16 protein-coding genes are annotated in these 19,748 nt (G+C 62.6%); 6 read left to right on the forward strand and 10 right to left on the reverse strand.

The features are described 5' to 3' along the window. Positions 1-61: 61 nt before the first annotated feature. Positions 62-1,534: a GNAT family N-acetyltransferase gene (locus tag B071_RS0113705; protein WP_018527638.1), complete on the reverse strand. Its 1,473-nt coding sequence runs from the start codon at positions 1,532-1,534 to the stop codon at positions 62-64. Between the two features lie 49 nt (positions 1,535-1,583). Then, the gene (locus tag B071_RS19920) at positions 1,584-2,855 is read right to left on the reverse strand and encodes a hypothetical protein (protein ID WP_018527639.1); all 1,272 of its coding nucleotides are present in this window, start codon (positions 2,853-2,855) and stop codon (positions 1,584-1,586) included. Between the two features lie 218 nt (positions 2,856-3,073). Here B071_RS19920 and trxA point away from each other — a divergent pair, with 218 nt between their 5' ends. Further along, on the forward strand, positions 3,074-3,436 hold the full coding sequence (gene trxA, locus B071_RS0113715; RefSeq protein WP_018527640.1) for a thioredoxin: 363 nt from the start codon (positions 3,074-3,076) through the stop codon (positions 3,434-3,436). A gap of 149 nt (positions 3,437-3,585) precedes the next feature. After that, positions 3,586-4,839 (forward strand): hemolysin family protein, encoded by a 1,254-nt coding sequence (locus tag B071_RS0113720; protein WP_018527641.1) that lies wholly within the window; start codon positions 3,586-3,588, stop codon positions 4,837-4,839. Between the two features lie 207 nt (positions 4,840-5,046). Here the strand turns inward: B071_RS0113720 and B071_RS0113725 are convergent, their stop codons facing one another. From B071_RS0113725 to amrB, 4 genes are read right to left on the reverse strand one after another with little or no spacing between them, the layout of a single operon-like run. Continuing rightward, the gene (locus B071_RS0113725; RefSeq protein ID WP_146049413.1) at positions 5,047-5,598 is read right to left on the reverse strand and encodes a hypothetical protein; all 552 of its coding nucleotides are present in this window, start codon (positions 5,596-5,598) and stop codon (positions 5,047-5,049) included. 52 nt (positions 5,599-5,650) lie between these two features. Next, on the reverse strand, positions 5,651-6,640 hold the full coding sequence (locus B071_RS0113730; protein ID WP_018527643.1) for a radical SAM protein: 990 nt from the start codon (positions 6,638-6,640) through the stop codon (positions 5,651-5,653). 11 nt (positions 6,641-6,651) lie between these two features. After that, complete coding sequence (amrA, locus tag B071_RS0113735) at positions 6,652-7,221, reverse strand: AmmeMemoRadiSam system protein A (RefSeq protein ID WP_018527644.1); 570 nt, start codon at positions 7,219-7,221, stop codon at positions 6,652-6,654. Further along, the gene (gene amrB / locus B071_RS0113740; RefSeq protein ID WP_018527645.1) at positions 7,221-8,225 is read right to left on the reverse strand and encodes an AmmeMemoRadiSam system protein B; all 1,005 of its coding nucleotides are present in this window, start codon (positions 8,223-8,225) and stop codon (positions 7,221-7,223) included. Before amrB ends, amrA begins: the two co-directional genes overlap by 1 nt. 57 nt (positions 8,226-8,282) lie before the next feature. Between amrB and leuS the strand changes: the two genes are divergently transcribed. Continuing rightward, positions 8,283-10,742: a leucine--tRNA ligase gene (gene leuS / locus B071_RS0113745; protein WP_018527646.1), complete on the forward strand. Its 2,460-nt coding sequence runs from the start codon at positions 8,283-8,285 to the stop codon at positions 10,740-10,742. A 32-nt stretch (positions 10,743-10,774) separates the two neighbouring features. On the opposite strand, the gene B071_RS0113750 is transcribed toward leuS, so the two are convergent. Beyond that, on the reverse strand, positions 10,775-11,635 hold the full coding sequence (locus B071_RS0113750; protein WP_018527647.1) for a hypothetical protein: 861 nt from the start codon (positions 11,633-11,635) through the stop codon (positions 10,775-10,777). 79 nt (positions 11,636-11,714) lie between these two features. Between B071_RS0113750 and B071_RS0113755 the strand changes: the two genes are divergently transcribed. Beyond that, a complete protein-coding gene (locus B071_RS0113755; protein WP_018527648.1) occupies positions 11,715-13,133 on the forward strand; it encodes a TP0584 family protein in 1,419 nt (472 codons plus the stop codon). 117 nt (positions 13,134-13,250) lie between these two features. Here B071_RS0113755 and aroF read toward each other — a convergent pair whose 3' ends face one another. The 3 genes from aroF to B071_RS17850 form a co-directional block, all read right to left on the reverse strand. Beyond that, entirely contained in the window at positions 13,251-15,188 is a 1,938-nt protein-coding gene (gene aroF, locus B071_RS0113760) for a 3-deoxy-7-phosphoheptulonate synthase (RefSeq protein ID WP_018527649.1), read from the reverse strand. Positions 15,189-15,206: 18 nt separating this feature from the next. Further along, on the reverse strand, positions 15,207-15,899 hold the full coding sequence (locus B071_RS17845) for a lytic transglycosylase domain-containing protein (RefSeq protein WP_018527650.1): 693 nt from the start codon (positions 15,897-15,899) through the stop codon (positions 15,207-15,209). A gap of 15 nt (positions 15,900-15,914) precedes the next feature. Continuing rightward, a complete protein-coding gene (locus B071_RS17850) occupies positions 15,915-16,613 on the reverse strand; it encodes a TylF/MycF/NovP-related O-methyltransferase (RefSeq protein ID WP_018527651.1) in 699 nt (232 codons plus the stop codon). Positions 16,614-16,831: 218 nt separating this feature from the next. On the opposite strand from B071_RS17850, the gene B071_RS18745 reads away from it, so the two are divergent. Next, complete coding sequence (locus B071_RS18745; protein ID WP_018527653.1) at positions 16,832-17,872, forward strand: aldo/keto reductase; 1,041 nt, start codon at positions 16,832-16,834, stop codon at positions 17,870-17,872. A 44-nt stretch (positions 17,873-17,916) separates the two neighbouring features. Then, a complete protein-coding gene (locus B071_RS17860) occupies positions 17,917-19,707 on the forward strand; it encodes a peptide ABC transporter substrate-binding protein (RefSeq protein WP_438829734.1) in 1,791 nt (596 codons plus the stop codon). The last annotated feature ends 41 nt before the right edge of the window (positions 19,708-19,748 follow it).

Raw genomic sequence — 19,748 nt, forward strand, 5'->3', positions numbered from 1 at the left:
ACCGAGAGTCGGCGCAGCTGGCAATCGCCCCGGCCATGAGCCGGAGCAGAACCGGAAAACCCTACCCCGGGAGGGGGGCACGTCCGGGCGTCTGCGAGCCCTCCCGGGAGGAATCCAGGGGGAGATACAGAACCTGGCTTTTCCGGTCAACATCGTAGCGCTGACGCTTTTCCCGGGGGAGCTCCTCGGGAGAGACCCGGACGAACCCGATCGACTCGAACCAGTCCCCCGTTCGGGTGGTGAGAACAAAGACCCCCCGGAGCCCCCGTTCACGGGCCAGCGAGATCAGATAGAGCACAATCTTCCGCCCGATCCCCAGCTCCTCGAAGGAGGGGTCCACGGCGATCGCGGCGATCTCTCCCTGGCCGGTCGAGTAGGAATGGAGGGCCCCGCACCCGTGAAGCCGGCCATCGGTTTCGTGGACCACAAAATCCTGGTACATCGCCTCGATCTCTTCCTGCGTGCGGGCGATCAATACCCCCGTGTCTGCCAGCGGCCTGATCAGGCTCAACACCTTGGGAACCTCGTCGAGCCGGACGGAGCGGATACTCTGGTAGGCGTTGGCGTGAACCATGGTTCCCACCCCGAGATTGCTGAAAACCTCAACCAGAAGAACACCGTCGCGGCGCCCGTCCACCATGTGGACCCGGTTTACCGAGACCCCCGCCGCAAGATAGGCCAGGCGCAGGTACTCCAGGATCTCCCGCTGGCCCTCGTAATAGCCACTGGGCCTGGGAGCTGACCCCGGGGCTGCTGCTGCATCGGCCCGCCCCTCCCCGCCCGCTGCGGGACGCCCCAACTCAAGATCGTGAATGCCGTTGAGACGCAGAAACTCCCGGGCCTCCTCCACCGAGAGGCGGCTCACCCGGCCATCGGCAGCGGTATCCACCCCCTGGGGCAGGTGGAAATCCCCCCCGTTAATTCCCATCCGGTCGGTGATAAAAAAGAGTTTGTCCGCCTCTACGGAGACGGCGATCCGGAAGGCCAGCTCCCGGGAGGAGATATTGTAGGGCTTGCCACTGACGCTCCAGCCGATGCAGGGGAAGATCGGGATGATCCCCTGCTCCAGGGTCTGGCGAACCAGATCGAGTTGCACCCGCTCCACAACCCCGGCGTGCTGGTAGTCGACCCCCTCCAGCACCCCCAGTCCCCGGGCCCGCACCCAGTTTCCCACCACCGCGTTGGTGTGATGCACGCTCAGGAGCGTCATGAACCGGTTGGTCACATCCACCGCGGCCATCTTGATAAAGGGGATAGCCTCAGAGGAGGCGATCCGCACCCCCCCCTCACGGCGCCAGGGGATGTTGTACCGCGTCAGGACCTCGTCAATACGCTGCTTTGCTCCGGGAACCAGGAGAATCCGTATCCCCGACTTATGCAGCAACACCAGATCCTGAACGAGCCCGTTCAGACGGGAGTCATCAACAGCACCGTAGTCAACGTGAATAACGAAGGTTTTTCCCCGGAACCGATGGGCGTAGGAGAAGACCTCCCGAATCAGGTCTACCTGATCAATGATCTGCGCGCTTTCCATAGTATCCTTTCGGAAGAATCCTCTCGGAAGTATCCCCGCAGCGGGCTTCCTAGAAGCGCGCTCCCAGACCGAGACCCAGTCCGAGGAAGGAGAAGATGTCGCCCTTGTCGTATATACCGTAATACCCCACGGAGATGGAGAACCGCCCCGTCTTTCCCAAACCGATCCCGATATCGAGGGAGGTCGAAAAGGCGGGTTTGTAACTGGCATCGGAGCTGTCTGACACAACCCCTCCCCCGTCCTTTCCGTCGCGCACCGAGGAGTTGGTCATGGCCACCCCCGCCCCTCCCCGAAGCGCCATGTCAGCCACCGGGACGGGACCAAAGGAGATCCCCGTAGTGAGCAGAAGCAGGGCCGCCTCCAGCGTTGCATCCAGGGGATCATCGGAATCTTTCAAATCCGGATCGAAGGAGATAAACCCCGCCTCTACCCCCAGAACGTGGTGCCGGAAGAGCAGATCGTTAAAGAGAACCGTGGCAAAGCCTCCCGCAGCAAGGCCGCTAAACTCTTCGAACCCCTCCAGGGGTATCATGAGCGCCGCCCGGAGATCAAAGAGCGCGTACCAGGGATCAGACAGCCCTCCGAAAAAGGAGATTCCCGGAGTCCCGGCATCCTCCTGCAGGGCAAAGTGCACCTCCAGGAGCTCCCCGGGAGCGATCTGCACGGTGCGCCGCACCAGGGGATACTCGATATCCCCCCGAAGGAGCCAGAGTTCGAGACGGTGTTCGCCGGCGGGCAGAATGACCTCCTCCAGGCCGTGACCGAGCAATCGGCCCCCAGCATAGACAGCGTAGGCCCCGGGAACACCGTGATTCCTCAGAAGCAGCCGCCCGTGATCGGGGAAATAGCCTTCCAGCTCCTCCCGGGCGGCAGAAACCAGCCGGAAAAGCTGGGGGAATACCTCGGGCGTCCTCCCGTCGGAGGGGATCTCCCTGCTCTGAATCCAGACGGAACGCCCCTGGTGAAACAGTTCCAGCTCTACCCGGGTATCCCCGCCGGGACCGGCCTCGGCGCGCGCAGCCACCACGGCGTCCACGCCGGGCGAGAAGGCAGGAACGGGGGGGCCGTCACCGCGCTCACGACGGAGCCGGAAGAGCCCGCTTTCGCGGAAGCTCCCCTCCAGGAGCGTCTCCAGAAGGGGAAGTACACCCGAGACCTCACCGGGGTCACGCCCCTCGTCCCCGGCGGGAGGCAAATAGATACCCAGGGAGGGCAACAGCTCATGACCCTCGGGAAAGACAACCCCTGCCCCGGAGAGAAAGAGCACCGTCGCGGAGAGGAGGAGAAGACCTCGTCTGGACCAGACCATATCGATACCCATAGGATACCGTCTACTCTAACACAGAGGACGGGTCTTTGCACCGGCTTTGCACCGGCTTTAGCCTCTTTCTGTATTCGGCCACGGACCACCCCATTCAGACCACGATCAGAGGACCCCCCCTCCGCCCCCTCCCGGGAAAAGATCCCCGGAAAAACTCCTTGCCGCCCCTTATTATAATGATTATACTATATATAGTTTAATCAGAAGTGGAGAACGCCATGACCCAGAAACTGACAAAAGAGACCTTTCGGGAAAAGATTTTTGACTTCGAACAGAACCAGGACTGGAACTTCCGGGGAGAGCGCCCCGCCATCGTCGACTTCTACGCTGACTGGTGTGGCCCCTGCAAGATGATCGCTCCCATCCTGGAGGAACTCTCCGAGGAATACCAGGGGAGCGTCGATATTTACAAGGTCGATACCGATGCCGAGCAGGAACTGGCCGGGATTTTCGACATCCAGAGCATTCCGGCGATGCTCTTTATTCCCCTGGGGGAACAACCCCGAATGTCCGTGGGTGCCCTGCCCAAGGAAAACATCAGTCAGGCGATCAAGGAAGTCCTGAAGGTGGAACGCCCCTAGAGGCCTCCATCCCGGGCCGCCCCTGGCCTGCCCCGAGCCCCCGCCCCTCCTTCCGGGCCCGGCCCGCGCCGGGAATTTTCCCGGAAGGAGGGGGTTTCTCCAGGCAAGCCCTTCACGATCCATCCCGGACGGGGTAGAATCCCGGCATTGTGAACCTCACAACGGCAATTGTGGCTCTGGTCTCGCTGGTTCTGGGCTCGGCCTTTTTTTCCGGAGCCGAATCGGCCTTCACTTCGCTCTCCCCCGCCCAACTGGCGGTAATCCGCTCCTCCCGGGGCAAAGCGGGGGCCCTGGTCTACCACCTCATGTCCCGTCCCAACCATCTCCTCTCGACCATTCTCATCGGCAATAATCTTATGAACATCTCCGCCAGTGCGCTGGCGACGCATATCACCATCAGGCTTTTCGGAAGCGCCGCCGTGGGAATCATGACGGGAGTTCTCACGCTGGTTATGCTGGTCTTCGCCGAGATCACCCCCAAACAGGTGGCCATGGCAAACAACGAGTTCATCAGCCTCCATACAGCGCGAATTCTCCACCTTCTTTCCAGGATCCTGATGCCCCTCATCGTTCTTCTGGGTGGCTTCAGCCGCATGGTGGCCCGTTTCGGCGGGGGAGAGGAGGGACGCCATCTCACTCTGGAGGGTCTCCTCCATATCATAGGTCACGCCGAGAACGCGGGAATCCTGGAGCAGCATAAATCACGGGCGATGAAAAACCTCTTCCGGTTCAGCGACATTCCCGTGAGCGCCGTCATGACCCACCGCACCGACGTGGTGAGCCTCGACCAGAACACCTCCATCAAGGACGCTCTGGACACTGCGGGAGCAACAGGCCACTCCCGAATTCCCGTGTACCAGGGCAATCCCGAACATATCGTGGGGGTGATCGTCACCCAGGACCTGATCAGGAATCTCTCCGAGCCGGAACGTCCGGTCAAGACGGTTATGATGGAGCCCATGTTCGTTCCGGAATACCGGCGAATTGATCAGGCAATGAACCAGATCCTCCAGGCAAAACTGAACCTGGCCATCGTCCTGGACGAATACGGGGGGCTCTCGGGAATCGTGAGCCTCGAGGATATTCTGGAGGAGATAATCGGGGAGATCTACGACGAACACGAGCCCCGGGAGGGGAGCAAGATAATTTCCCTGGGGGAGGGGCGCTACTCGATCCGCGCCGATATCCCACTCTCGGTGATCAACGATTTCCTTCCCCTGCCCCTGGAAACCCGAAACAGCGATGTTCACACCCTGGGAGGATACATTGTCGAGATTCTGGGAAGAATTCCGGGACGATCCGAGAGGGTTCGCACCGCGGCGGGGGAGTTCACCGTGAGCCGCATCAGGAAGAACCGCCTCATCGAGGTTGTCTGGAAGCGCCCCGAACAAAACTCAACATAAAACCTAAAAAATGACCTTCTGGGTGTTGATTCTCTTTGAATGCTGTTGTATAGTGCCCACCAACAACACAGCACGGCCGGTCTCTGTTAGGGAACGGCCAGATTTCTTTACATACCCTCTCAGGTTTTCCACCTCCTTTCCTGAGAGGGTTTTTTTATGCCCTTCCAGAACCCAATCCCGTGGCCCCTCTCCCCCAGGGAGTCAGGCTCAGGGCGTCAGGGGATCCAGGGCAAAATTGATCCCCAGGCTGAATCTGGTCCCCGTATTAATCCAGTCGGTACCACCGATCAACAGATCCTGCTGAACCTCGGTGTAGAGACTCATGATCGGGTGCACCCGCACGCGCACAGCTCCCTTGGCGTAGGGCCCCATATAAAAGAGGAACTCGTCATCCGTGTCGGGGTTAAAGTTAAAGACCGGCGAGATCCCCGTACCAAAGACAAAGGTCACGGCGTCCCGGGGGAAGGTGAAGTTCAACCCCAGATTCAGGGGTATCAGAAAACTGGGAACGGTATCGCCCTTGTCGTTCTCGTCGGTGTTAATTCCGAACTCGGCCCCCAGGTTCAACTCGAGCCCCTCCCCCAGATCGTGGAGATAGGTGGCACTCAGCGCCGTGAGATAGGCCGTATCGTAGCGGAAGAAATTAACCCCCATGCCACCCGAAAAGGAACTCTGCCCCGCCAGGGGGGCGCCTCCCAGGGCCAGAGCTGCCACAACCAGAATTAGTGAGAACCATCCTGTTCCGCGTCGCTGTATCACTTCGTCCTCCTCATTCTGCAAAACCACACCCTCCTTCGTCCCCGATACCTGTTCAAAAGACCCCGTAGAGCCGAGCTCCGCAGGAAGGGCACCCGCCCCGGCTGGTATAATCGGCAACAGAGGACGCCCGATCAATACAGAGGGTACCACAACGGGGGCACCACGTCCGCTGATACTCCAAGTTTCGGCAGTTTCCACCATAGACAAAAGGGATGCCACCCCGGGATGCGGTCCTCTGGCAAAACCGGTCCAGGAGCGTCCCCAGGAAGGCCTCTCCCGTGGGGGCCCGATCGCTCATCGCCCCGGCGGGGAAGAAACGACTCAGGTGCCATACCGAGACCCCCGCCGAAACGAGGCAGGAGAAAAGCTCCTCCAGCTCATCGGCGGTATGGACCCCCTGGATCACCAGCGTGGTCACCTCGAGGTGTCGTACCGGAGCGATCAGCTTCAGCGCCGCCAGCACCCCCCGGAACCCCCCGGGGGCCCGACACCGGTCTTCGTAGAAGGCCCGGCCACCCTTCAGGTCAAGGTTGAAGGCGTCCACCAGAGGGATCAGCCGGTCCAGCGCCTCGGGGGTAAGATATCCGTTGGTGACCATCACGATGCGGGCTCCCTCCTTTCGGGCCAGAGAAGCCACATCCAGAAGGTAGTCCTGCCACACCCCCGGCTCCGTGTAGGTGAAGGAGATCGTGGGGGTTCCCGATCGTCGCCAGGCCTCCACCGCCTCGCCGGGGCTCCATCGAACCCGGGGAGGCCCCAGGCGGGAGGAAAAGGCGATGGCTCCGTTCTGACAGAAGGGACAGGCGAAATTGCACCCCCCCAGAGCGAGGGAGAAGGTGGCCGAGCCGGGGTAAAAATGAAAGAGGGGTTTTTTCTCGATCGGATCAACGGCGCAGGCCTGAATCTCCCCGTACAGGGTGGTACGGAGCCGTCCCGATTCGTTTCGGCGCACGCCGCACCGGCCCACACCTCCCGGACCCGGAGCGCACCGGTGGAGGCAGAAGTCGCAGGCCAGAACCGCTCCGGTCATTTCCTCATTCACGATTCAGTCCCTCAGTCCCGGTCATCTCCCGATCCCTGGCCATCCTCGCTGTAGTGACAGGTGCGGAAAACCTGGAACAGGGCTCTTTTATCCTGCCAGGCCCGGGAGGGAAGCCCCGCCTTGCGGGCCAGAGCGTCCAGCAAGGCGGCCCTGTCCCAGCCCTGCTCGAGGGGAACCTCGGGAAGAAAGACGCTCCGGGCATCACCAAGAGCGAAGATCACGCCGTCGACCCCCAGGCGGATATCGCCGGGCCTCCTCAGGGGGCGGGGTGGCGAAAGAAGAGAGTGTTCGATGGTGAGTCCCTCCAGCTCCTTCCCTTCCAGGGGGGGAAAGCGACGATCTGCAAAGGCGGCTTCCAGAGTACAGTGGTGAACCGTCTCCCGGAGCACCCCCTCGGCCACGATCCGGCCGATGCAGCCCCGGAGGAGCCCCCGAACCCGGAGCGTGACAAAGAGCCCCCGCTTCTCCTCCAGGAGGGGGTCCCCAAAAAGGGTCGGGGGGAGCGAGGTTCCCAGCAGGGACGCCTCCAGAAGAGCCCGGGAATACCCCAGAAGCTCTCGCCGAAGCTCCCGGCTGACCATCACCGGAGGCCCTCCCGGGAATCCCGCCGGGTTATCTCCAGGGTAGCGTAGGAGACGAAGGACAACGCTTCCCGATCACCCTCGGGCGGCGGGGGCTGGCGGTCCGCCGAGGTATAACAGCAGAGGGGCCTCCCCCCCAGGTTATCGCTCCCGAAGATCTCGTCCAGCACCGCCAGAACCAGGGCAATGGCAAAACGCCCGCACACCGACGAGGGCTCCTTCAGAGCCGCCCAGTAGCGGTGCAGGTCCCCCGAGGAGGCCGCTTCGGCCAGAGCCAGATCGTCCCCCAGGACCTCACCCCTGAGGGCATCGGCCGATCCCGTCCCGCCCGATCCCGCCGGGCCACCCCCGCCCCGGGACGGTCTGCCCCCGCCACGGCCCGTACCGAAGCGGGGCCCGTAATGGGTAAAGTCGGAACTGGCCAGCCAGAGAACCTTGCGAGGATCAACCTGCCGGGAGAGACGGTCCAGGAGACGCCGGGCCGCAGCCGTGGCCTCCCCGGGAGAGGCCACGGGGCCCGTGAGAAGCAGCGCCGTGGGCACCGCCCCCGCCCAGCAACGAAGCCCCGGCAGAAGCAACTCGAGGCCGTGTTCGCGGGCAAGAAGAGGCGGATCATCCCTGTCTCCGAAGGAATCGCCGACCCCGAAAGGGGGCAGAAGCCCCGGAAGGTCACCCAGGGGCGTCTCGTGGCGGGAAAAGGAGGCACCCACCAGGCACCCCCGGGGAATCCCGGCGTAATGGCTCGGAGATACGATCACCACAGCCTCGGGAGCGGCCCGCCCTTTCAGGGGGTACCAGCGGTTCCAGAGAGCAGCCTGGCCGGGAGCGCTGTAGAACAACCCGGCGTGGGGAAGGACCGCGCCGGAAAGGATCTCCTCCGGGGGAGGCCCGGCACAGGGGAGGTGGGGCCAATCGGGCGGATTCCTCAGAAGCGCCTCAAGATCAGCCGCTTCTGCGGGATACCAGGACCCGGCGTAGTTCGAAGGATTCGGCCTGGGTTCCACTCCCTCAAGTATAGGCCACGATTGACTGGCCTGTGAAGCTTTGGGTACCATGCCGGCATGAAGAAATACCCCTTCTCCGAGATCGAGAAAAAGTGGCAGCGTTATTGGGAGGAGAACCGCACCTTCCGGACTGTGGAAGATCCCTCGGTTCCCAAGGAACGACGCCGGTACGTGCTGGACATGTTTCCCTACCCCTCCGCAGCGGGGCTACACGTGGGTCACCCCGAGGGGTACACCGCAACCGATATCTACTGCCGGTTCCTGCGCATGCGGGGCTTTAACGTTCTCCATCCCATGGGGTTTGACAGCTTTGGTCTGCCCGCTGAAAACTACGCGATCCAGACGGGAACGCACCCCAGAAAGACCACGGAAGAGAACATCGACCGCTTCCGGGAACAGATAAAGAATCTGGGCTTTTCCTACGACTGGGACAGGGAAGTATCGACCCACAAGGAAGACTACTATCACTGGACCCAATGGATCTTCCTCAAGCTCTGGGAGAAGGGGCTTGCCTACGTGGCAGAGATACCCATGTGGTACTGCGAGGAGCTCGGGACGGTTCTGGCCAACGAGGAGGTCCTGACCACCCCCGACGGCCCCCGAAGCGAACGGGGGAACCATCCCGTGGAACGGCGTCCCCTGCGGCAATGGATGCTCCGGATAACGGAGTACGCCGACCGGCTCCTGGAGGGGCTGGACACGCTGGACTGGCCGGAATCGATCAAGGCGATGCAAAGAAACTGGATCGGCCGCTCCGAGGGAGCAAACGTCCGCTTTCCCCTGGCTCCCGACGCGGTCCCGGGCGGAACGGCCCTCTCGGGGATCGAGGTCTACACGACCCGGCCCGACACGCTCTTTGGGGCGACCTATATGGTCCTGGCCCCGGAACACCCCCTGGTTCCGCAGATCACCACCTCCGCCCAGGCCGATCAGGTTCAGGCCTACGTGGCCGCCACACGCCTGAAGAGCGATCTGGAGCGGTCCGAGCTGAGCCGGGAAAAAACCGGGGTCTTCACCGGCGCCTTCGCGATAAATCCCGTCAACCAGGAACAGATCCCGATCTGGATCTCCGACTATATCCTCATCAGTTACGGCACCGGCGCGATCATGGCCGTCCCCGGTCACGACGAGCGGGACTGGGCCTTCGCGACCCGCTTCGAGCTGCCCATCAAAAAAGTGGTGGCCCGGTCGCTCCAGGAAGACCCCCGGGAACCCCTGGAGGCAGCCCGGCCGGAACCGGGCTTTTCCGTGAACAGCGGGGCCTTCGACGGGCTCCCCACGGAAGACGCCAAGGCCAGAATCACGGCCTGGCTCGAGGAAGAGGGGATTGGGGAAAAGACAGTTAACTACAAGCTCCGGGACTGGATCTTCAGCCGCCAGCGCTACTGGGGCGAGCCGATCCCCCTGGTGGAATGCGAGGGAGAATACTACCCCGTTCCCTACGATCAATTACCCCTGACCCTGCCGGAGGTCGAGAAATACACCCCCACGGGAACGGGCGAGAGCCCCCTGGCGGCGGTGGAGAGCTGGGTAAACTGCGAGTGCCCCGACGGGAGCGGCCGCCCCGGACGCCGCGAGACCAACACCATGCCCCAGTGGGCGGGCAGTTGCTGGTATCACCTCCGGTACATCGATCCCCACAACGCACAGGCCCTGGCAGACCCGGAAAAACTGGACTACTGGCTCCCCGTAGACCTCTACGTGGGCGGAGCCGAACACGCCGTACTCCATCTCCTCTACGCCCGGTTCTGGCACAAGGTTCTCTACGATCTGGGGATTGTCAGTTGCGACGAGCCNTTTACACGCCTTGTGAACCAGGGAATGATTCTGGGCGAGGGTGGCGTCAAGATGTCCAAGAGTCTGGGTAATGTGATCAACCCCGACGACGTGGTGGCCCGCTACGGGGCCGACAGCATGCGCATCTACGAGATGTTCATGGGTCCCCTCCGGCAGGAAAAACCCTGGTCCACCCAGGGGCTGGTGGGAGTCTACCGCTTCCTGGACCGGGTCTGGCGCCTCACGGAGCGACCCGTTACAGAGGACGAGCCGGGAGAGCACCTCCTGCGGGTGCTCCACAAGACGATCAGAAAAGTTACCCACGACACGGACGAGCTCGCCCTGAATACCGCGATCAGTCAGATGATGATCCTGGTGAACGAGCTCTACAAGGAGAAGACCCTGCCCCGGTCGGTGTGGGACCCCTTTATCCGGCTCCTCTCGCCCTACGCGCCTCACCTGGCCGAGGAACTCTGGGAGATGATCGGGAACCCCGCTCCCGTTTCCCTGGCACCCTGGCCCCAGTACGACGAGGCCCTCACCCAGGATGAGCAGATCACGGTGGTCCTCCAGGTCAACGGCAAAGTCCGGGCCCGCATGGAGGTCCCGGCAGGAACCGACAAGGCGACTCTCCAGACCTGTGCAGCCCAGAACGCCCGAATTCAGGAGTTCATCGAGGGCAAGGAAGTGGTCAAGGTCGTGGTGGTGCCCGACAAACTGGTCAACTTCGTGGTTCGCTGATCCCGGGCCTCCGGGAAGGCCCGGGGAAATCCTCAGGGCCCTTCCCGGAGAACCTCTCCACCCGGAGAGATCTCCACCAGACGATGAAATCCCTGACCCTGGTGGGTCCTGTAGACCACCAGGAGCTCCCGGGTTCCGCCCCGGGAGCTCCACCTCCAGAGGTGTCGCACCTCACCGGGAAGCACCCCCAGGGAAAAGAGCTCGTACTCTCCCGCTGGAGCCGGCACCAGGGGAGGCTCGGCGGGATCGTCGGTTATCCAGGGCCGCGCCTGCCACCCTTCCCCCCGGGACGATTCCCGGAGCAGACGTACCTGATACATCGGAGCCCAGCGCTTGGCCACGTGGTGGCTGTGCATCCGCTGCGCTCCCAACGCGTCCGTCAGACGAACCCTGTCGAGGCGTCGCGGATACCGGGGAAGCCGTTCCCGAACCAGCGCTTCCAGCCGTTCCACATTTACCAGGGCAGGGTCCAGCCCCTGCCGTGCCAGATCCAGGAGCACCAGCGATATCTCACCACGGTGGCGGTCCAGCAGAACCCGATCATCCCCCGGAAGGAGCCAGCCCCCGAAGGACGCCAGCTCCAGCCCCTGGTCCGGACCGAGAACGGGCGTCGCCGTAACCACGGGGAGAATCGCCCCCGCTCCCGAGAGGGGCACGGCCAGACTGGCTGAACCATCTTCCGATGAAACGAAGATCTCCCTGTGGCTGATACTTCTTCCGTCCCACCAGGAGAGTCTCCAGAGAATATCTCCTGACTCGTACCAGGGGGGAAGAGCCGGAATCCGGAGAGAAACCTCCCTCTCCGGGACAAGACTGCACCCTGCTGACAGCACCACCACAGCCAGCGCCACCAGAACAAGCCCCCCCACAGGCGATACCTCCCCTCCTCTCACCCTGCCCTCCTGAGGGGAGGTACCGTTCGGGGAGCTCTATCGCTTGTCGAGAAGGGCAAACTTCCCGTATGATTGGCCCATGACCCAGCTGGACCAGTTTGAAACAACCCTGGCAGAACTCCTGGAACTCCGACGAAGAGACCTGGAAGAATCGCTCCTGCCGGAACTCAAGCAATGCTACCAGCAGATGCGCATCAACTTCGAGGCGATTCACACGGCCTTCAAAAAGAAGGGCCTCATCACGCCCGACCCCTACAACTACGAAGAACGCATCTCCGAACTGGACGTCCCCTCGGACCAGCCCTTTCTGGAGAGCGAACGGGACCGGGAACTGGCGGTGCGATCGGATCAGTACCTGGCTCGGCTCATCTTCCTCACCGATTACTACGAGTTCTCCCTGGAATATATCGACCTGCGGCGCCTGAAAATGCTGGTCCGCTTTACCCGATACATAAAATGGGAGGGCCTGAGCGAGACAGCTACACAACCCACCACGCGGGGGCTCGGAGAAAACGCTGCAAAACTGAAACGGTCGGGGGATCAGCTCTCGGCAAGCATCGTCGCCGACGCCCAGGATCACCTCTCCCAGGCCTGTCGCAAGGCCCTCACTATCCTGCGCCAGCTCACAGCCTACCAGCGGGAAAGCTACAAGCTCGAGGTCCGCCGGGAGGTCCTTCCCTCGGTCCGGATAGCCGAGAGCATCGCCGCCCCCGACCAGGCCCTGAAACAGATCAGAATCGCCTGGCAGCGGAAGATGGGAAAGGCACCCTTCGTGCAGGAACTCATCCAGGAGATCCTCACCGAGAACAGCCCCGACGCGGGCCCCGCCACCAGGGAGGCGCTCCTGGCGAGCCTCCAGATGAAGCAGGACCGGAAGGAGCGGCGGAAACAACAGGCCCCCGATCTGCGGGACACCCTCCTGGAAGCGCTCCGTACCCAGGCAGGAGCGAGCACCCCCCTGGAGGCCATCGCCCAGAAACTCACCGACAACGCCCTCATCCTCCAGAGCAGAAAACTGGGTATCAAGGAGTTTCTCCATCAGGTCTGGGACCGGATCAGGGGAAAGGACGACACCACCCACGTATATACCGTGGACTACCTGGACGAACAGACCCAGACGCGGAAATCGGAGGATATCCGTTTCGAGGAATTTGTGAACGCCCTCTCCCGGCGCGCGCGCCTCTACAACGGCTTCCTGGCCCGGACGGGCAACGCCTGGAACCGCCTCTCCGAGAGCAGCGAGGAAGAGTTGCTTCAGTTTGTCACCCGCGATATCCAGGAGATGCAGATTATCCTTCGTCGGAGCGAGTCCCTGGACACATTTATCCGGGCCTCGCTGGACCGGGAACAGCGGAAGCGTCTGCGGGGAATCGCCTCCGAGCAGGTATCCCTGAAAGACACGCTCCAGCGGACCCGGAAGAAGACCCACGAGTACATCGCCAAGTACGAGGAGCAGCAGCAGCTCAAGCGACTGGGCATATCTCCTGACCAGGCCTGATATCCTTCAGGCCCGGCATCCTCGCCGGGCCCGAACCGGAAGAACTCCCGGCGCGATCCTCAGGAGCGGGCGTAGTTCCTGATGAACGCACCCGCACCATCCCGATTGGCGCAATCCTCAGGAGCGGGCGTAGCCCCGGGCTTCCCGGAAGGTTCCCAGAAGCCGGAGATCGTGGGTCTCGCTGTCCAGCTCCTTCATGGCCAGGTCGAACTGCTCCTGATCACCCGAGAGCTCAACGTCGGCGTAGAACATATACCGCCAGGGCTGCCCCAGAAGGGGCCGGGACTCCAGCTTCTTCAGATTCAACTGCCGTTCGGCCAGAACTTTCATGCACTGATACAGGGCCCCCGGTTTGTCGGGGGTAGAAAAAACGACGGTAGCCATATTTGCATCAGCCACCCCCTCGGCCTGATCCTCCCGGACAAGAATCGCAAANCGGGTATAGTTGCGGGGGTTGCTCTCNATCCCCTGCCGCAGCACCTTCATACCGTAGACATCGGCAGTGCGGGCGTTGGCGATCGCGGCGAGGGAGGGATCACCGCACTCCTGCAGGTACGCCACGGACCCCGCCGTATCAAAGAAGGGCGTCACCGTCCAGTGGGGGTGCGCGTCCAGAAAATCCCGGCACTGTTCGATCCCCGGGCCCTGGGATATCACCTTCCTGATCGTCTCGATCGATGCATCNGGCGTGCCGATCAGGCTGTGTTCGATCCTGATCTGGGTCTCCCCCACGATCGTCACATCGGGATACTGCAGGAGAAGATCGTAGTTTTGGTGAATCGAACCCATGAGAGAGTTCTCCAAGGGAACGATCCCGAAGTGGACCTCTCCCGAGAGAACCGCCTCGAAGACATCCCTGAAGTGAGGGAAACTCCTCGGCTCGACACCCTGGGGAGCATCTCCGAAATACCGCAGGAGCGCAGCCTCGCTGAAGGCGCCCTTTGACCCCTGGAACGCCACGGTTCGGGGGCCCTGGTCAAGGGCCTTCCGGCCAGGCTCAGTTCCCTGCTCTGGGGCGGGTTTCACCGATTTCCGGGGCAACCGGGCAACCTCCCGCTCCACCACGGGAGAAAGAACCTCGATATCCCGGAGCAGCTTCTCGAACTGCTCGGGGTACAGCGTCTGGGGACCGTCGGAAGCGGCCCGGGGCGGATCGGGATGGACCTCCACGATGAGGCCGTCAGCTCCGGCGGCGATCCCNGCNAGCCCTACAGGAATAACCTGATCGCGCAAACCCGTGGCGTGGCTGGGGTCGACCAGCACGGGAAGGTGGCTCAGCTTCTTGACCACCGGTATGGAGGAGATATCCAGNCTNTTGCGGGTATAGGTCTCGAAGGTCCGGATACCCCGTTCGCAGAGGATGATATCTTCCGCTCCGTGAGCGAGNAGGTACTCCGCAGCCATCAACCATTCCTCGATTGTGGCAGAGAGGCCCCGCTTGAGCATCACCGGCCGGCCCTCGGCACCCAGAACCTTCAGGAGTTCGAAGTTCTGCATGTTCCGGGCCCCGATCTGGAAAACATCGACGTAATCCCGCATGACCTCCACCTGGTGGGACGCGACGATCTCGGTGATCACGGGCATACCGTACCGCTCGCCAGCCTCCTTCAGGTAGCGCAGGCCCTCCTCACCCAGCCCCTGGAAGGAATAGGGTGATGTCCGGGGTTTGAAGGCCCCCCCCCTGAGCATGACACCGCCCGAGGAGGCCACGATGTCGGCGCACTCCAGGATTTGCTCGCGGCTCTCTACCGCGCAGGGACCGGCGATAACCACCAGGCGGTTTCCCCCGATCTTGACGGGACCCACGGAAAAGACAGAATCGGCCTTCTTGAACTCCCGCGAAGCGAGCTTGTAGGGCTTTGTAATCGGCACGACCCGGGCGACACCGGGCTGCATCTCCACCTCGCGGTGATCCACCTGGCCGCTGCCAACAGCGCCCAGAATTGTCTCTTCCTCACCGGCAACTTCCCGGACCTGAAACCCCCGGTCGGTGAGGAACGCACGAACCGCTTCCTTCTCGCGGGGGGTGACCCCTTTTTCCAGTACCACAACCATAGTAGAAGCAGTTTATCATCAGGCGGTATCGAAGGGGAACTCGTTCAGGATATACTGGCGGAACCGTTTCTCCAGGGACCGGCGATATTCGCGGATTCGCTCTACGTAGACCAGTGTGGATGCGGGGGTCATACCGGCCCGCACCCGGGTGAGCCCGGCGTTATAGACCGCAACGGCCTGATATTCCGAATCCGTATGGGCCAGACACCAGAGCAGAAAATCGATTCCGTGCCAGGTGTTCACGGGAATATCGAAAAAATCCTCCTCCGAGAGATGCCGGAAGGTCAGGGAGTTCAGCTGAAACAACCCCCTGTCTATAGAGGTGGCGTTCTCGTTTACCGCCACCGGGGAAAAGCGGCTCTCCACCCAGACCAGGGAGAACACCAGCGAGAGCGAGAGTCCGGCCTGTTCCGCGTAGTAGAGCATCGGCAGCGCCGTGGAGGGGTCTCCCGTAAGATCGACGAAGAAATCGGTCACCGCCTGGTGGGTTACGTCTTCCCGGTAGAGGGCGAGCATGGGTCGGTCTGTCTCAAGCAAATTATGAATGGTGGCGTAGGACTGGGGCTTCTGNNGCTCCGGGGGATCACTCTGCCAGAAGAAGCGGAAGCGCGGNGCTTCCCGGGCGGGATCACTCCCCTCGGGAGCTCCTCCCGTGGANCTGCATCCCAGAAGCANTACCAGCAGGTACAGCGTGAGAAATCGGTTTGTCATGGAATCTGTCGCCTTTCATCTCGTTTTGACAACCACCGCGTGTCCGTTGAGATTGGCCACAACCACCCCGTCGGGGCGGTCCCGCAGGGTGTGGACGTATCGGGTTACGCCCTCGCACCCCAGAAAGCCGTAGTCGTCGAAAACCACGATCCCTCCCGCAGGCATACGGGGCCAGACCCACTCAAANACATCCCGTGCGGACTGGTAGACATCAACATCGATATGGCAAAAGGCGATGTCCGCAGAGGGTACGCGGTGCGCTGTTTCGTCCGGGAACACCCCGGCCAGCACCGTACAATCGGGCAGGCCCAGATCATGCAAAAAAGCACGAACCCTGTCAAGAGAGGTATCNCCGTGCTCGCCACCGCGATAATAGGGGTCCTCCTGNCCTGCCTTGGCGACACCGCAGAAGGTATCGGCCACAACCAGGGGCCGGGAATCGCCCTCCCGGAGCAGCCTCAATCCCATGATACCCGCGCTGCCTCCCCTCCAGGCACCCACCTCCAGGAGCGCTCCCGGAAGATCGGGAGGGAGCTGCCCCACAAGCTCCCACAATTCAAAGAGACGGGCCTGGTCGACCATGGTGTTCCTGCGAACCCGCGCCCAGGCCTCGAGAAAGGGGATATCCGCTTCCCAGGGACGATAATCCGAGGGAAGGGGGCTGTGACCGTACCCGGGGGGGTAGACGTGGGTCGGGGTGATCAGCGATTCCATACCTCACCCATTTTACACCTCCCCGGTCCATCGGACCACCCCGTCAGCAGCAGGGGCCAGCATTTTTCTGAACCAGGGGCTGTCGGGAAGAGAAAACCCGGGGTTGCCCCTGTTCCTCCCTTCGGGCAAGATATCCGGCACGGCACCTGTCACGACACCTGTCACGGCACCTGTCACGACAGCAGAGCACGACAGGACGTTCACCATAGGAGACTGTTATGAACCTGCCCGTTTTTTCCGGCCCCGCCGGATTCCCCCTGGCCTTTGGAACCTGGGCCCTGGGCGGAACGGCCTGGGGAGAATTTCCCCCGGGCCCCGCCAAGGATCTGCTCCGTCACGCCTGGGATCTGGGGTTCCGGCACTTCGACACGGCCGAATCCTACGGTTCGGGCCGGGCCGAACAACTNCTGGGGCAGGCCTTCCGGGAAATCCTGCGAACCCGGCGGGAATCCCTCGTTATCGCCAGCAAGACCGTGATCAGGGAGCCCCGGGCGCTGCGAAAACACCTGGAGCGATCCCTGCGCCGCCTNGGAACGGACTACATCGATATCTTCTACATTCACTGGCCCCGGGAGGGACTGAGCCTCCCGGCCGCTCTGGAGGAGCTGCAGNACCTCGCCCGGGAGGGGCTGATCCGTTCCACGGGCGTGTGCAACATCACAAGCAGGGAGTACCGCCTCCTTCTGAACCAGTGCCCGCCCGATCTGGTTCAGGAAGGATATAACCTCCTCTGGCGCAGACCGGAAAAGGCCCTCTGGCCCCACCTGCGGTGTCCCCGCGTGGCCTACAGCCCCCTGGCCCAGGGCATACTGGCCCGTCCCTTTCCGGCACAACCCCGGTGGAACCCCCGGGACCACCGCCAGGAAACGGCCTTCTTTCGTCCTCCTCTCTGGGACAGCATCCACCGATTCAACAGGGCCTTCCTCGATATCTGCAGCTGCCGGGACCTCCACCCGGGAGCGGTGGCAATCCGGTGGCTCCTGGGAGGCTCCCGCCCCCGCGCCGAGGGGGCCATTGCGGGAGGNAGAACNCCNGACCAGCTTTCGCAACTTGTCCGGGGGCTGGAGGCGATCGGCACCTCCCGGGGCGAAACACGGTATGGGGAGCTCGAACCNCAGCTGGAAGAACTGTACCGGACCGTGGAGCCCCTGATCCCCGATATGCCCAACATCTTCGACTACACCCCCACACCCCGGCGAGATCCCCGGAAGAACCCTGGAACACCCCCGGAGGAGGGAACGAATAACCCCGTCACCTGAGAAGGTCTTGCCTGTCCGGGCCAGGTATGAATAATCATGGGAGTATGAGACGCACCACAGGACAGAGGTATTTCCCGGTTTTGTTTCTGGCCCTCGCCGTTCTCTTTCCCGGCTCCGCCGAAGGCTCCTGTCTTNCCGCAGTTTCCGGCTCCGCCGGGGGGGCGGGTTNCACCNCAGNNCCCGCTTCGGCTGCANCACCCCTTCCTGCCACGGAGCCCCTGCAGCACCCAGCCCCGCATCGATCCGATCCCGACGACCTCCTCCGGGTGATCTCTTCCAGGGCCGGCGCATCCCGCGACCGGGAACTCGTGGCCGCCTTCGCCACCACCTCGATCGGACTCAATCCNCTGAACAGCTATACCGCTACGGAAGCCCAGGTCTACACCGCGCTCTACGAGGGTCTCGCGGGATACCATCCCCGCACCCTGGAACCGGTCCCTGCTGTGGCCGAACGCTGGGAGGTGAGCGAAGACGGCAGGACCTACACCTTTTTTCTCCGGGACAACGCCCGCTACTGGAACGGAGACCCCGTAGAGGCGGAGCACTTCCGCGACACCTGGCTCGCCATGATCGATCCTGCCCGGGACAGACCCTACAGCTTCCTCTTTGATGTGATCGCCGGGGTACGGGACTACCGCCAGGGCCACACCACCGCCCCCGACTCGATAGGGATTCACGCTCGGGACAGCCAGACCCTGGAGGTTCGCCTCCGGTCCCGGGCACCTCATTTCATCCGCGTCCTGGCTCATCACGCCTTTGTACCGCTCCACCCCCAGGTACGNTCCCTCCAGGACCCCGCCCCCGAAGAGGCTCTTGGGAACGGCCCCTACCGCATGGTAACCAGAACCTCCGGGGAGATCACCCTGGAGCAAAACCCTCACTACTGGGATATCCGGAACGTGCAGATTCCCCGTCTCCGGCTCCTCTTCGTTGACGATCCCCCCGAAGAGGTGACATCCCGATTCAACGACGGCGAGATTCACTGGGTTTCCAGCGGCATGTCCCTGGCAAACGTGGCTTACCCGTCGTCGATCGTGGTGAACCCCCTCTTTGCCACGACCTATTACTTCCTTCGGTCCGACGAACTCCCCTTTTCCATCCCCTCGGTCAGGAGAGCCCTGGCGCTGCTCCTTCCCTGGGAAAAAATCAGGGACCCGGCGATCCACTTCATGCCCTCGTCGCGCCTGGTCCCGGCGATCCCCCATTACCCCTTTCAGGAGGGCATTACCGGCCCTGACCACGCCCAGGCCCTGGAGCTCCTGAAAGAAGCGGGCCATCCCCGGGGCGAAGGTCTGCCCGAGATAACCATTCACGTTCCCCGGGGGCCCGAGTCGACCCGGGTGGCAGAGCTCATGAAACAGGCCTGGGAAGACGCGCTGGCCACAAGGGTTTCCCTGCGGTACACCCCCTATCCCGAGTATTTCGATGCCCTGCGGGATCCCTCCTATACCGTGGCCATGATCAGCTGGATCGGAGACTTTGCCGACCCCCTGACGTTTCTCAAAATGTGGGTCAGCGACAGCAGCCTGAACGACGCAGGCTTTTCCGACCCTCGCTTCGACCAGCTCATCGANGACTCCCTGGCCCTGACGGGAACCGCCCGGTACCAGATCATGAGCGAGGCCGAAGCGATACTCCTTCAGACAGGAACGGTCCTTCCCGTGAGCCACTCGCCGGCGGTCAATCTGATCGACCGGGACATTATCGAGGGGTGGTACCCCAACCCGCTGGACATGCACCCCTTCAAGTACCTCGCCTTTGTCGAACAACGCCCGCTCCCCGGGCTGGTACGCGCCCTCCCCGGAGGGGACCGGGATCTACCCGGGGGCAGGTAAGACCGGCCTCTACCCGGGCATCCAGATCCTGGGGACAGCCT

Origin of the sequence: Alkalispirochaeta alkalica DSM 8900, assembly GCF_000373545.1 — a bacterium.
Lineage (GTDB): Bacteria > Spirochaetota > Spirochaetia > DSM-27196 > Alkalispirochaetaceae > Alkalispirochaeta > Alkalispirochaeta alkalica.